The sequence below is a fragment of the Streptomyces sp. NPDC039736 genome (assembly GCF_055596485.1).
Genome location: NZ_JBVIUQ010000008.1, coordinates 379,573 through 393,140, shown reverse-complemented (window position 1 = coordinate 393,140; position 13,568 = coordinate 379,573). Strand labels below are relative to the sequence as shown.

Annotated in this window: 9 protein-coding genes and 1 riboswitch; of the genes, 4 read left to right on the top strand and 5 right to left on the bottom strand. The window is 72.5% G+C overall.

The window, feature by feature from the left end:
* Nucleotide 1: 1 nt before the first annotated feature.
* Nucleotides 2-1,111, bottom strand: coding sequence for a bifunctional diaminohydroxyphosphoribosylaminopyrimidine deaminase/5-amino-6-(5-phosphoribosylamino)uracil reductase RibD (ribD, locus tag ACZ56L_RS26050; protein WP_471066632.1), 1,110 nt, complete (start codon nucleotides 1,109-1,111; stop codon nucleotides 2-4).
* Between the two features lie 178 nt (nucleotides 1,112-1,289).
* Nucleotides 1,290-1,420, bottom strand: a riboswitch (FMN riboswitch).
* Between the two features lie 280 nt (nucleotides 1,421-1,700).
* Here ribD and ACZ56L_RS26045 point away from each other — a divergent pair.
* A complete protein-coding gene (locus ACZ56L_RS26045; RefSeq protein ID WP_471066630.1) occupies nucleotides 1,701-4,091 on the top strand; it encodes a chitinase C-terminal domain-containing protein in 2,391 nt (796 codons plus the stop codon).
* A gap of 102 nt (nucleotides 4,092-4,193) precedes the next feature.
* On the opposite strand, the gene ACZ56L_RS26040 is transcribed toward ACZ56L_RS26045, so the two are convergent.
* On the bottom strand, nucleotides 4,194-5,354 hold the full coding sequence (locus ACZ56L_RS26040; RefSeq protein WP_471066629.1) for an ROK family transcriptional regulator: 1,161 nt from the start codon (nucleotides 5,352-5,354) through the stop codon (nucleotides 4,194-4,196).
* Nucleotides 5,355-5,489: 135 nt separating this feature from the next.
* Here ACZ56L_RS26040 and ACZ56L_RS26035 point away from each other — a divergent pair, with 135 nt between their 5' ends.
* A complete protein-coding gene (locus ACZ56L_RS26035) occupies nucleotides 5,490-6,671 on the top strand; it encodes an MFS transporter (RefSeq protein ID WP_345225027.1) in 1,182 nt (393 codons plus the stop codon).
* A gap of 121 nt (nucleotides 6,672-6,792) precedes the next feature.
* Entirely contained in the window at nucleotides 6,793-8,190 is a 1,398-nt protein-coding gene (locus ACZ56L_RS26030; RefSeq protein WP_345225025.1) for a uracil-xanthine permease family protein, read from the top strand.
* 196 nt (nucleotides 8,191-8,386) lie between these two features.
* Here the strand turns inward: ACZ56L_RS26030 and ACZ56L_RS26025 are convergent, their stop codons facing one another.
* Entirely contained in the window at nucleotides 8,387-9,511 is a 1,125-nt protein-coding gene (locus ACZ56L_RS26025; RefSeq protein WP_401761009.1) for a glycoside hydrolase family 6 protein, read from the bottom strand.
* Nucleotides 9,512-10,064: 553 nt separating this feature from the next.
* Here ACZ56L_RS26025 and ACZ56L_RS26020 point away from each other — a divergent pair.
* On the top strand, nucleotides 10,065-10,706 hold the full coding sequence (locus ACZ56L_RS26020) for a DUF5995 family protein (protein WP_471066713.1): 642 nt from the start codon (nucleotides 10,065-10,067) through the stop codon (nucleotides 10,704-10,706).
* Nucleotides 10,707-10,763: 57 nt separating this feature from the next.
* Here the strand turns inward: ACZ56L_RS26020 and ACZ56L_RS26015 are convergent, their stop codons facing one another.
* Nucleotides 10,764-12,458 carry a flavin monoamine oxidase family protein gene (locus tag ACZ56L_RS26015; protein WP_471066628.1) on the bottom strand — a complete coding sequence of 565 codons (1,695 nt, stop codon included), beginning with the start codon at nucleotides 12,456-12,458 and terminating at the stop codon, nucleotides 10,764-10,766.
* Between the two features lie 69 nt (nucleotides 12,459-12,527).
* Nucleotides 12,528-13,358 (bottom strand): carbon-nitrogen hydrolase family protein, encoded by an 831-nt coding sequence (locus ACZ56L_RS26010; protein ID WP_471066626.1) that lies wholly within the window; start codon nucleotides 13,356-13,358, stop codon nucleotides 12,528-12,530.
* Nucleotides 13,359-13,568: the final 210 nt, after the last annotated feature.

The window sequence follows — 13,568 nt, the reverse complement described above, 5'->3', positions numbered from 1 at the left end:
CTCAGCGCTCCTTGGTGGCGGTGGGGACGGCGGTGACGCGGAGGTCGGGCCCGATGTGCACCGTTTCGGTCACATCGAGGCGCAACGCGTCCGCGAGGGTGGAGATTCCTGCGTCGGCGAGGGCCGCGGGGCCCGCGCCGAGGAGGACGGGGGCGAGGTAGCCGACGACCTTGTCCACGGCTCCGGCGGCGACGAACGCGCCCGCGAGGGTGGGTCCGCCTTCGAGCAGCACGGAGCGGACGTCTCGGGCGTACAACTCGGCGAGCAGGGCGTTCACGTCCAGGCCGGTGGCCGCGCGGGGCAGCCGCAGCACGCCGGGGAGGCCGGTCTCGGCGTCCTCGGCGACCGCGATCAGGGTGGGCGCGGCGTCGTCGAGGACACGGGCTGCGGGAGTGATCGTGGCGTTGGTGTCGAGCACGACGCGCAGCGGCTGGACCGCGCCGTCGATGCCGCGCACGGCGAGGTGCGGGTCGTCGGCGCGCAGCGTGCCGGAGCCGACGACGACCGCGTCGGCCTCGGCGCGCAGCCGGTGCACGTCGGCGCGGGAGGCGGCGGAGGAGATCCAGCGGCTGGTGCCGTCGGCGGCGGCGGCGCGTCCGTCGAGCGTGGAAGCGTACTTCCACAGGACGTACGGGCGGCCCAGTCGTACGGAGGTGAGCCAGGCGGCGTTCCCGGCGGCGGCCTCGGCTTCCAGGAGGCCCTGGGTGACCGCGATCCCGGCGGCGCGCAGGGTGTCCGCTCCCCCGGTGGCCCGCGGGTTCGGGTCGCCGACCGCGTAGTGGACGCGGGCGGTTCCGGCGTCGATGAGGGCCTGCGCGCAGGGGCCGGTGCGGCCGGTGTGGTTGCAGGGCTCCAGGGTGACGTACGCGGTGCCGCCGCGGGCCCGGTCGCCCGCGGCGCGCAGGGCGTGGACCTCGGCGTGGGGGCCGCCCGCACGCTGGTGGTGGCCCTCGCCGACGACCTCGCCCGAGGCGTCGGTGATGACGCAGCCGACGACCGGGTTGGGGCTGGTGGCGCCGAGCGCGCGGGCGGCGAGCTCGATCGCTCGGCGCATGGCGTTCTCGTCGGCCTGGCCGCTGGGGCCTGGCTGCTCGGCTGCGGCGGTTGCCACCGGGTCCTCCTGCCTCTTCGGGCACGGACTCCGGGGCCTGTCGATGTCGACAGAGGAACGGGTGCGTCACGGAGGTAGGACAACGGTCACGCCGAGCCGGAAAAGAGGGCTCCGCCCGGGAGGGTCCGGGTACGGAACCGCCGACGGCGGCGTACCGAAAAAAGCCTGTGACGGCCCGCCGCGCACTGCCTCCCATCCGGACTTTCACCGTCGGTCCAGGAATTACACCTGGTCAACCGGTCACTGGAGGTGACCGGGTCGCGGACTATAACCGCCGGTTCGGAATTGCACCGACCCCGGAGTGCGCTGCTGCTGGTACAGGGCCAGTGTGCCACGACTGCCCGTCGGCACTCCCGGGGTTTGTCTGTGGGCTGACTCACAGGGGTGTGGGCGGGGTCACATTCGGCACATGTGCGGGCGGGTCGACCTCCGACTGGTCCAGACCTATTGACGCCTTGGTCTAGTCCTTTTAACGTCTGCGTCACCTCCCAGGAGACAGCCCGCCGGTGTGCGCACACCCCGGGCCCGCATCACGGACCATCCCCGTACCGTCGCCGTGTGACGCTGAGCCTCCCCAGGAGGACCTGACGTGCTGTCCCCCACAAGATCCGCCGGACCCGCGCCCTCCCGCGCCCGCACCTCCCTGTTCGCCGCCGGAACCGCCGCCACCGCTCTCGCGGCGCTCCTCGTCGGCACCCTCTCCGCCACCGCCGCCCCGGCGGCGCCCGCGGCCGCGGCCGCCGTCGACCACGAGTCCTGTCGGCCCGACGGGCTCCACAAGACGCCCGGCGTGGACGTCCCGTACTGCTCGGTCTACGACACCGAGGGCCGCGAGAAGATGGGCGCCGACCACCAGCGCCGCATCATCGGCTACTTCACCGGCTGGCGCACCGGCAAGGACGGCATGCCCGCCTACCTGGCATCCGACATTCCCTGGGACAAGGTCACCCACCTCAACTACGCCTTCGCGCACATCGGCGGCGACAACAGGATCTCGGTCGGCGCGGACGGCGAGAAGAACGCCGCCACCGGCATGACCTGGCCGGGCGTGGCGGGCGCGGAGATGGACCCCGCGCTCCCCTACAAGGGCCACTTCAACCTGCTGGAGAAGTTCAAGAAGAAGCACCCGGACGTCAAGACCCTGGTCTCGGTGGGCGGCTGGGCCGAGACCGGCGGCTACTTCGGCGACGACGGCAAGCGGGTGAACTCCGGCGGCTTCTACTCCATGGCCACCAACGCCGACGGCTCGGTCAACCAGGCCGGCATCAACACCTTCGCCGACTCCACCGTCGCCTTCCTCAAGAAGTACGGCTTCAACGGCGTCGACATCGACTACGAGTACCCGACCACCATGAAGGACGCGGGCAACCCGCTCGACTGGACGCTGGCCAACGCCCGCCGCACCGGTCTGGTCAAGGGCTACGCGGCCCTGATGAAGACCCTGCGCGAGAAGCTGGACCGGGCCGGCGCCGCCGACGGGAAGCACTACCTGCTCACCGTCGCCGCCCCCTCCTCCGGCTACCTGCTGCGCGGCATGGAGACCTTCCAGGTCCAGAAGTACCTGGACTACGTCAACATCATGTCGTACGACCTGCACGGCGCCTGGAACGAGCACGTCGGCCCGAACGCGGCGCTCTTCGACAACGGCAAGGACGGCGAGCTGGCCGCCGCCAACGTCTACGGCAGCGCCCAGTACGGCGGCATCGGCTACCTGAACACGGACTGGGCGTACCACTACTTCCGCGGCTCGATGCCCGCCGGACGCATCAACGTGGGCCTGCCCTACTACACGCGCGGCCACAAGAACGTGCAGGGCGGCACCGACGGCCTGTGGGGCAAGGCGGCGGCGACCACCTGCCCGGCCGGGTCCGGCCTGACCAAGTGCGGCGACGGCGCGGTCGGCATCGACAACCTGTGGCACGACAAGGACGACAACGGCAAGGAGTCCCCGGCGGGCTCCAACCCGATGTGGCACGCGAAGAACCTGGAGAAGGGGATCGTCGGCGACTACGTCGGGAAGTACGGATTCCCGGCCGGCACCAGGCTGACCGGCTCCTACGCCCGCAAGTACGACTCCTCGCTGGTCGCGCCGTGGCTGTGGAACGCCGAGAAGAAGGTCTTCCTGTCGACGGAGGACGAGCAGTCCGTCGGCGCCAAGGCCGACTACGTGGTGGACCGGGGCATCGGCGGCACGATGATCTGGGAGCTGGCGGGCGACTACGGCTGGAACGCGGCCAAGGGCCAGTACGAGACCGGCAACACGCTGACCTCGCTCATGTACGACAAGTTCAAGGCGGCGAAGCCCTACGGCGCGGCGGTCTCGAACAAGGCGCTGCCGAAGAAGGCCGTGAACATCGGCGTGGAGTTCGGCGAGTTCAAGCTCGGCGACTCCAACTACCCGATCACGCCCAAGCTGAAGATCACCAACAACACGAAGACGGCGCTGCCGGGCGGCACGGAGTTCCAGTTCGACTACGCGACGGCCGCGCCGAACAACGCGTCCGACCAGTCGGGCTTCGGCACGAAGGTGATCAGCAGCGACCACACCGGCAGCAACGTCGGCGGCCTGAAGGGCGACTTCCACCGGGCCTCGCTGAAGCTCCCGGCCTGGCAGTCCCTGGCTCCCGGCGCGTCGGTCGACCTGTCCTTCAACTACTACCTGCCGGTGTCCACCCCGTGGAACTGGACGGTGAACATCGGCGGTACGTCGTACGCGCTCGCCGGCGACCTGGCGCGCGGCACCGAGACGGTGGAGCCGGGCACGGGTCCGGGACCGGGGCCGGGACCGACGCCCACTCCCACTCCCACGCCCACTCCGGGAGCGTGCACCGCGCCCGCGTACGTCGCGGCCACCGCGTACGGCGGCGGGACGACCGTGTCGCACAAGGGGCACCAGTGGAAGGCCAAGTGGTGGACGCAGGGCGCCGAGCCCGGCACCACCGGCGAGTGGGGCGTGTGGCAGGACCTGGGCGCCTGCTGAGACACCGCTGAGGTCCTGCGCACCGGACCGTGCTCGCGCCTTCGCCCCGGCCCCCTCACCCGAGGGGGCCGGGGCGAAGTGCCGTGCGGACGGCGGGGCCGCTCAGCGGGGCGCGAAGAGGTCGTCCTGGGCGGCCTCGCGGGCGATCAGCAGGGCGCCGCTCAGTACCGCGCCGCCGCCGAGCTCCCCGGCCCGCACCTCCGTGCGCAGCGGCGAGAGCTCCGCGAGCCGGGCCTCGACGCGGGCGGCCAGGGCCTTGCCGCCCGCGAGGCCCGTCTCGCCGCCGAGAACGACGCAGCCCGGGTCGAGTACGGCCACGACGGCCGCCGCCCCGAGGGCGAGGCGTTCGGCGAGGGCGTCCAGGAAGGGGTCGGCCCGCTCGCCGGCCTCCAGGGCCGCGGCGACGACCGCCGGTCCGTCGGGGCCGCCGGGCAGGCCGTGGGCGGCGGCCAGCTCGCAGACCGCGCCGCCGCCCACCAGCGAGTGGAAGCCGCCGTCGCAGCCGGTGGCCGAGGGCAGCCCGGACGTTCCCGGCACGGGCAGGAAGCCCACCTCGCCCGCGCCGCCGGAGGCTCCCCTGCGCACCTTGCCGTCGAGCACGACGGCCGCGCCGACGCCCTCCCCCAGCCACAGGAAGACGAAGGTGTCGTGGCCGCGCGCCACCCCGAGGCGCTGTTCGGCCACAGCGGCGAGGTTGGTCTCGTTCTCGACGAGGACGGTCGCCGGCAGGCGCTCCTGGAGGGCGGCGACCAGCCTTCGGTGCCACAGCGGCAGCGAGGCGGAGTCGCGCAGTTCCCCGGAGGCCGGGTCGATGAGGCCGGGCGCGCCGACGGCGACGGTGTGCAGCGGGGCGGTGCCCGCCTCGCGGGCGGTGCGTTCCAGCAGGGCGACGGCCGCCGCCACGGCCCGGTCCGTCGGCATGTCCGCGGGGACCGCGAGGGTCTTCTCGGCGAGGGGGTTGCCGAGGAGGTCGGCGACCCCGACGCCGACGCCGCCGGTCCGTACGTCCAGGGCGGCCAGGTGCGCGCGGTCGGCGACGATTCCGTACACCCGGGCGTTGGGGCCGCGCCGCTCGGCGCCGCTCTCGCCGACGACGGCGATCAGGCCCGCGCCCCGGAGCCGCTCGACCAGGTCGGCGACCGAGGGCCGGGACAGGCCCGTGAGCGCCTTGAGCTGGCCGGCCGTCAGAGGCCCCTCCTCCTGGAGCAGCTGCAGGGCACGCCGGTCGTTGATGGCGCGGGCGGTGCTCGGAGAGGCGGGCATGGCCGAATCCTTCCAGATCGCGGACGACTTCCCGCACTATTTATCAGGCAGGCTTCCTGATAGTTTACGGCGCGACACGGAGACGCATACGCAGCGGACCGGGCGCGACCGCGCGAACGGGGGCGAAGGGGAGTCATGGAATTCGGTACGGAACGGGTGAAGCGGGCGAGGTACGCCGTCGCCGCCGTCTTCTGCGTGCACGGGGCGGTGACCGGCAGCTTCGCCACCCGCATCCCGTGGATCCAGGACCACGCCTCGATCAGCGCGGGCCAGCTCGGTCTGGCGCTGGCGTTCCCGGCGTTCGGAGCCGCCGTCGCGATGCCGCTGGCGGGGGCGGTCACCCACCGGCTCGGGGCGCGCAACGCGCTGCGCGGACTGCTCGCGCTGTGGACGCTGGCACTGGTCCTGCCCTCGCTCGCCCCCAACATCTGGACGCTGTGCGCGGCGCTGTTCGTGTACGGGGCGACGGCCGGCATGTCGGACGTGGCGATGAACGCGCTGGGCGTGGAGGTGGAGAACCGGCTCGGTAAGTCGATCATGTCGGGGCTGCACGGCATGTGGAGCCTGGGCGCGCTGATCGGTTCGGCAGGCGGCACGCTCGCCGCGCACCTGGGCAGCGACGCCCGGCTGCACCACCTGCTGGCGGCCCTGGTCCTGACCGCCCTCGGCCTGGCAGCCTGCCAGGGCGTACTGGACCTGCGCAGCGCTCCGGACGCCGAGGCGCCGCCGCACTTCACCCTGCCGCCGAAGTCGGCGCTGGTCATCGGCGCGGTGGGCTTCTGCGCGGTGTTCGCGGAGGGCGCGAGCCTGGACTGGTCGGCGGTCTATCTCCGCGACGTGCTGTCGACCGACCCCGGGCTCGCGGCGGCGTCGACGACGGCGTTCGCCCTGACGATGGCGATCGCGCGGATCGCGGGCGACAAGGTGGTGGACCGGTTCGGCCCGGTGCCGACCGTACGGGTCGGGGGCGTGGCGGCGACGGCCGGCGGCCTGCTGGTGGTCTTCGCGCCGAACGTCCCGCTCGCGCTGACCGGGTTCGCGCTCATCGGGCTGGGGGTGGCGGTGGTGGTCCCGCTGGCGTTCGCGGCGGCCGGGCGCAGCGGCCCGAACCCCAGTCAGGCCATCGCGGGTGTCGCCACGATCACGTACACCTCGGGTCTGATCGCCCCCTCGGCGATCGGCGCGGTCGCGGACGCGACGTCGCTGGTGGTGTCGTTCGGGCTGGTGACCGTGCTGGCGTTCGGCCTGGTGGTGGGTGCGCAGGTGCTGCGCGGGGCGGGCCGGGAGTCGGCTCCGCTGGAGCCCGCCGCGAAGTGAGGACCCGGGCCGGGGAGTGAGCGCCCGTTTTCAGCCATAGCATTTGATCCTGCTCGATCGATCTTGACCGAGCAGGATCAGTTGCATAGCTGGATCAGAACAGAGCTGAACGGGAGCACCCATGGGCCTCGGCGTCCGCTGGACCTTGCACGGCGACGGGCGCACGCCCGCGCCCGGAGCCGTCGTCCGACCCGACGAACGGCTGTCGTGGCCGCGCACGGCGGGGCTGGGCGCGCAGCACGTGGTGGCCATGTTCGGCGCGTCGTTCGTGGCTCCCGTCCTGATGGGTCTCGACCCGAACCTCGCCATCATGATGTCGGGTGTCGCAACGGCGATCTTCCTCCTGGCGACCAACGGCAGGGTCCCCTCCTACCTGGGCTGTTCGCTGTCCTTCGTGGGGGTGGCGGCGGCGATCCGGGCCACCGGCGGCGACAGCGCGACCGTCACCGGCGCGGTGTTCGTGGTGGGTGCGGCGCTCTTCCTGGCGGGTCTGGCCGTCCAGCGGTTCGGGGCGCGGATCATCCACGCGGCGATGCCCCCGGTGGTGACGGGCGCGGTCGTGATGCTGATCGGCTTCAACCTGGCGCCGGTGACCGCCTCGACGTACTGGCCGCAGGACCAGTGGACGGCGCTGCTGGTGATGCTCTTCACCGGATTGGCGGTAGTGGCGCTGCGCGGCTTCCTCTCCCGCATCGCGATCTTCCTCGGGCTGATCTTCGGCTACGGCATCTCCTGGGTCTTCGACCAGGTCTTCGGGAAGATCAACTCGCCGGTGGGCGGCGGAGCGGCCGTCGACCACTGGCGGCTGGACCTGTCGGGCGTGGCCAAGGCCGACTGGATCGGTCTGCCGTCCTTCCACGGCCCGAGCTTCGAGTGGTCGGCGATCCTGGTCGCGCTGCCGGTGGTGATCGCGCTGATCGCGGAGAACGCGGGCCATGTGAAGGCCGTCGGCGAGATGACCGGCGACAACCTGGACGGCAAGCTGGGCACCGCGATCGCGGCGGACGGTGCGGCCTCGATGCTGTCCACGGCGGTCGGCGGGCCGCCCAACACGACGTACTCCGAGAACATCGGCGTGATGGCGGCCACCCGGGTCTACTCGACGGCGGCCTACTGGGCCGCCGCCTTCTTCGCCCTGCTGTTCGGGCTGTGCCCGAAGTTCGGGGCGGTCGTGGCGGCGATCCCCGGAGGTGTGCTCGGGGGGATCACGGTGATCCTCTACGGCATGATCGGGCTGCTCGGCGCGCAGATCTGGATCAACGCGAAGGTGGACCTGCGCAATCCGCTGAACCTGGTGCCGGCGGCGGCCGGGATCATCATCGGGGTCGGCGGGGTGAGCCTGAAGTTCACGGACAGCTTCGAGCTGAGCGGGATCGCGCTCGGCACGATCGTGGTGATCACCGGGTACCACGTGCTGCGGGCGCTGGCGCCGGCGCACATGAAGGAGACGGCGGGAGGCCCCGGGGAACGGGAGCCGCTGCTGGACGCGGGGACGTCGTCGTACGACGAGGGGCGCTGAGGCCGCGCGGGCGGGCGGGGTCCGGTCGGCGCCCGGTGCCGTGGACGGTCTCCGCGCGGGTGCGCCGTGGTTGCCCGCACCCCTTGCGGCGACCGTGCGGCCAGGTGCTTGAGGCAGGTGCCGGGCACGGGAAAGGGCCCGCCCCCCGGCGACCAGAGCGCCGGGGGGCGGGCCCTTTCCCGTGTGGGGGGCGGGGTCAGCCGCGGGCCAGTTCGACCGCGTAGTCCGGCGTGAAGCTGCCCGCCGCGCCCTTGCAGCCGTCGGACTCACCGGGGAGCTTGACCCAGAGGTAGGCGTCGATGCGGGACTCCCCCGTCTTCGTCGTCGGGGGGCGGCCCAGGGCGCGGCCCGAGGGGTCGCACCACTGGCCCGCCGCCGGCGCGCCGTTCCCGTTGCGGCTGGTGTCGATCACCGCGCCGAGGGAGGAAGGGCCGCCGAGCGCGGACAGCACCCGCTTCGCGTAGGCCACCTCGTCCGCGGTGCGGTGGAAGTTGGAGACGTTGGTGAAGATGCCGTCGCTGCTGGTCGCCGCGTCGGCCTGGCGCAGGAAGCCCGCCATCTTGGTGGCCGCGTGCCAGCCGGAGTGCCCTGCGTCGAAGTAGACGCGCGCGTTCGGGTTGGCCGCGCGGATGGCCTTGCCCGCCCGGGACAGCGCCGCGAAACGGGTGGCGCGCTGACCGTCGTTCAGGCAGTCCGTCTGGGCGATGGAGTCGGGTTCGAGGATGACGATGACATCGCCCTTGCCGAGCCCGGCCGCGAACTTCGCGATCCAGGAGTCGTACGCCCCGAAGCTCGGCGCACCGCCCTGCGAGGCCCCGCCGCAGTCCCGTTCGGGGATGGCGTACGGCACGACCACGGGGACGCGTCCCGCGGCGGCCGCCCCGGCCGTCACCGCGCGGACCCTGCTGGTGATGGTGGCCGGGTTGTACTCGGCGAACCAGACGGCGGCCGGCTGTGCGGCGATCCTCGACTGGATGAGCTGGTGCCGCGGGTCGCCGCGGTTGGCCCGCACCCAGTCCAGCACCTGGGACTGCGGGTGGAGGTAGAGGTTGCCGGAGACCGGTGCGTCCTGCTTGCGCGGCGGTGCGGCCTTCTTCGGCGGCTTCTTCTCCTCCTTCTTCTCCGCCTTCTTCGTCGCCGTCGCGCTGGGCGACGGCGTGGGCGTCGTGGCCGAGGGGCTGGGCACCGCGGGCAGCGGCGGCACCACCGGGGCCCGCGTCACCTCGGGTTTCGCGGTCGAACGCTCGTCCTCGCCCGAGGTCGCGGAGACCACTCCGGTGACGCCGCCGACGGCGACCACCACGGAGGCGACGACCGCCATCGCGCCGCGCAGCGCGGAGGTGCTGCCGCGCCTGTCGTCGCGGGCGCTGCGGCCGCCCTTGCGAGCAGCTCGGCGCGCCTCGGCCCGGCCGCCCGTCCGGTCGACGGCGACCAACGGGTCCGTGCCGCCGGGCAGGTCCATGTGGGCACCGCCGGACCCGCCCGTACCACCTGGCACGTCCGTCCCGACGGCGTTCCCCGCGGGCGGCTCGCCCGTCGGGCTGCTCGTACCGCTGTCGGTACCGCTGCCGCTCTTTCCGCCGTGGGCTCCGTGCCGACCTTCGGCGCGGCCCCTGCGGCGCCGGCCCGGTATGCCTGACACCGTGACCCTCCCCCTTCTTCTCCGGTGCCGGGGGCGTTCCGTTCCCTCGTTCTGGGGAAGCCCCGGCCCGGCTGCCTCGTGCACGCTCCGCGACTGGGACGCTGCCCCCATGGCGCAGATCGAGCACTTCACGCACTTCACTTTTGAGAGGGACCGTACACGGCCCACGCACCCGTGCACCGCACGGTCCGCCTCGAAAACCCCGGGAATCACGGGGTCCGTGCACTCCGTGATGGCGCGGATGCGGACGGTCCGTGAAGAGTGGCCCCAGCACGACGGGGTCGCGGTGTTCAACCGGGTGTATCTCACAGTGACGGAGGAGATCGCCCGGCAGATCGACCGCGGACGCTTCCCCGATCCGCGCGCCGCGGCCACGCTGGACGTCCTGTTCGCGGAACGCTATCTGGCGGCGGTCGACGCGACGTCCGCGGGCGGGCGGCCTCCCGCGTGCTGGCGGCCGCTGTTCCAGTACCGCAGACATCCGGGGGTGCGGCCCCTGCAGTTCGCCCTCGCGGGGATCAACGCGCACATCGGGCACGACCTGGCGCTGGCGGTCGTCGACACGTGCCGGACGCTGGGGTGCGGGCCCGCCGAGGTGGAGGCGGACTTCGACCGGGTCGGGGAGACCCTGGCGGCGCTGGAGGAGCGGATCCGGGAGGAGCTGATGCCGGGCCCGGACCTGCTGGAGATCGCGGACCCGCTCACCCATCTGATCGGCGCCTGGAGCCTGGAGCGGGCCAGGGACGCGGCGTGGGCGGCGGCCCGGGTGCTCTGGGGGCTGCGCGAACTCCCGGATCTGGCCCGGGAGTTCGCGCAGCGGATGGACGCGGGGGCCGGGCTGGTGGGGCGGTGCCTGCTCACCCCGCTGCGCTGACCCCCGGGGGCGGACGCGTCCGTACGGACGTACGCCCGGCCCTTTCCGTACGCGGACCTAGTCCTCCGGCAGCTCCACCGGGGCGATCTCGTCGTACACGTCGCCCGGACCCGGGTTGGTCGTGTCCGTGGTGCCGCCGAAGTGGTGCATGACGCCCCAGACCGCGTTCAGCGCGGTCTGCACCGCACCCTCGGCCCAGCCGGCCGTCCAGGAGATGTCGTCGCCCGCGAGGAAGATGCCGCGCTTGTCCTCGGGGAGGCGGTCCTGCATGAAGTGGGTGAACAGGCGGCGCTGGTAGCGGTAGTGGCCCGGCAGGTTGGCCTTGAACGCGCCCATGAACCAGGGCTCGTTCTCCCAGGACACGGTCACCGGGTTGCCGATGATGTGCTTGCGGATGTCGACCTTCGGATAGATCTCGCCGAGCGACTTGAGCATGACCTCCATCCGCTCCCGCGCGGTCAGCGGCAGCCACTTGAGGCTGTCGTCGCACCAGGTGTAGGAGAGGCAGATGGTGGCGGGCCGGTCCGGGCCGTCGTCCAGGAGGTACGTGCCCCGGGTCATCCGGTCCGTCAGGGTCATCGACATCACGTCGCGCCCGGTCTCCTCGTCCTTGTCCAGCCAGAACGGCCGGTCGACCGGCACGAAGAGCTTCGAGGACTCCATGTAGTGGGTGCGCTCCATCGCCGTCCAGTGGTCGATGGGGAACAGCGAGTCGTCGCAGTCGATCTTCGACAGGAGCAGCCAGGACTGGGCGGTGAAGATCGCCGCCCGGTACGTGCGGATGTCGCCGGAGGAGTCGGTGACGGTGATCCGGTTATTTGCCGTGCGGTTCAGCCGGGTCACGGCGGGCTTGGGAGCACCCTCGTGCAGCGACTTCAGCGAGGTGCCCAGCGGCCAGTGCACGAGCTTCTGCGGCTCGCGCTCCCACAGGCGCAGCGGGAGCTGCTGGCTGCCGCCGACGATGCCGCGGTGGTGGTCGTCGGCCTCGGTGTAGACGACGCGCAGGATCTCCAGGATGGAGTTCGGGAAGTCGGTGTCCCAGCCCCCGGTGCCGAAGCCGACCTGGCCGAAGATCTCGCGGTGCCGGAAGGACTTGAAGGCGTCGGACTCGCAGAGGAAGCCGTAGAAGGTCTGGTTGTCGAGCTTCTCGACGAGCGCGGCCCAGATCTCGCGGATGCGCGGGACGTCGCGCTCGCGCATGGCCTGGTTCATGTCGGAGAAGTCGGCGCCCTCCTCCAGGCAGGCGGCCCAGGCGGCGGCGACGTCGCGGTAGACCTGCGGCAGGTCGGCGACGGTCTCGGCGTAGTGCGACTCGCCCTTGAGGTCGACGACCGTGGAGGGGGTCTCGGGGGCGAGCGGGTTCGGGAACGGCTTGGTGGTGAGCCCCACCAGGTCGATGTAGTGCTGGAGGGCGGTCGAGGACGGCGGGAAGCGCATCGCGCCCATCTCGGCGGTCAGGCCCTCGGTGCTCGGTCCGTCGAAGCCGACGGTGCGCAGCCGGCCGCCGATCTGGTCGGCCTCGTACACGACGGGCTTGAGGCCCATCTTCATCAGTTCGTACGCGGCGACGACGCCGGAGAGCCCGCCGCCGACGACCGCGACCTCGGTGCCGTGCTCGGCGGCGGGTATCTGGCCCAGGCCCGCCGGGTGGGCGAGGAAGTCGTCGTACGCGTACGGGAAGTCCGGACCGAACATGGTGATCGGCGGCTGCGCGTCGGTGTGCTGGACGGCGGTGGGCACCGTGGACGTCATGGGGTACGGACTCCTTGCGGGGGCGGAACGGGGAAGTGGGGCGGGCTGGGTTTTCCGGAGCGGCGCCGCTCAGCCCAGGGAGCCGTAGAGGCCCGGGCGGCGGTCGCGGAGGTACGGGTTGGTCTCGCGCGAGGCGCGCAGCAGGGCGGCGTCGACCTCGCCGAGGACGAGCTCCTCGCCGCGTCCGGCGCGGACCCGGGTGGCCCCGTCGGGGCTCGCCAGGCAGCTCAGGCCGACGAACTCGAAGGCTTCGTCGCCCTCCCCCTCCGGGCCGGTCCGGTTGACGTACGCGATGTACATCTGGCTCTCGAAGGCGCGGACCGGGACGAGGGACTCGGCGACGAACTCGAAGGGGTGCATCTGGGCGGTCGGCACGAGGAGCAGGTCGGTGCCGGCGAGGGCGTGCGCGCGGACGTTCTCCGGGAACTCCACGTCGTAGCAGATCATCAGCCCGAGCGTGAGGCCGTCCCACTCGGCCTGGACGACGGTGTCGTCACCGGCCGTGAAGACCTCCTGCTCGAAGCCGCCGAAGAGGTGGGTCTTGCGGTAGTTGGCGCGGCGGGCGCCGGTGGCGTCGATGAGCTGGGCGGAGTTGAAGACGCGGTCGCCGTCGCGCTCGGGGTAGCCGTAGTGGATCGTCAGCGCGTGCCGGGCGGCTATCTCGGCGACGGCGTCGGCGCCCTCCCCGTCGGCGGCCTCGGCGAGCCGGTGCACGGCGTCCTTGCCGATGGCGTACCCGGTCAGGAACATCTCCGGGCAGACCAGCAGCCCGGCGCCGGCCTCGGCGGCCCGCCCGGCGGCCTCGTCGAGGACCTGGAGGTTCGCGGCCACGGAGCCGGGGCGCCCGGAGCTCTGGAGCAGGGCGATGCGCGGGGGCTGCGCGGGCAGGGGCGACGGCATGGCGAACCTCGGGCGGGTGGGAGGGGGGTGGGAAGACGTATTGACGGTACGGTCCGCCGATCACCCCGACAAGGCTCGACCGTTGCGCACCAACCGTCGATCCGTTGCGCACACCCCCCTCCCGACACCGATTCATTGCGCCACCCCCGAAGGGCCCCCCGGGACGCGGGAGAAACCAACCGCACCCGCACGGCTCCCACCGGGGCCGCA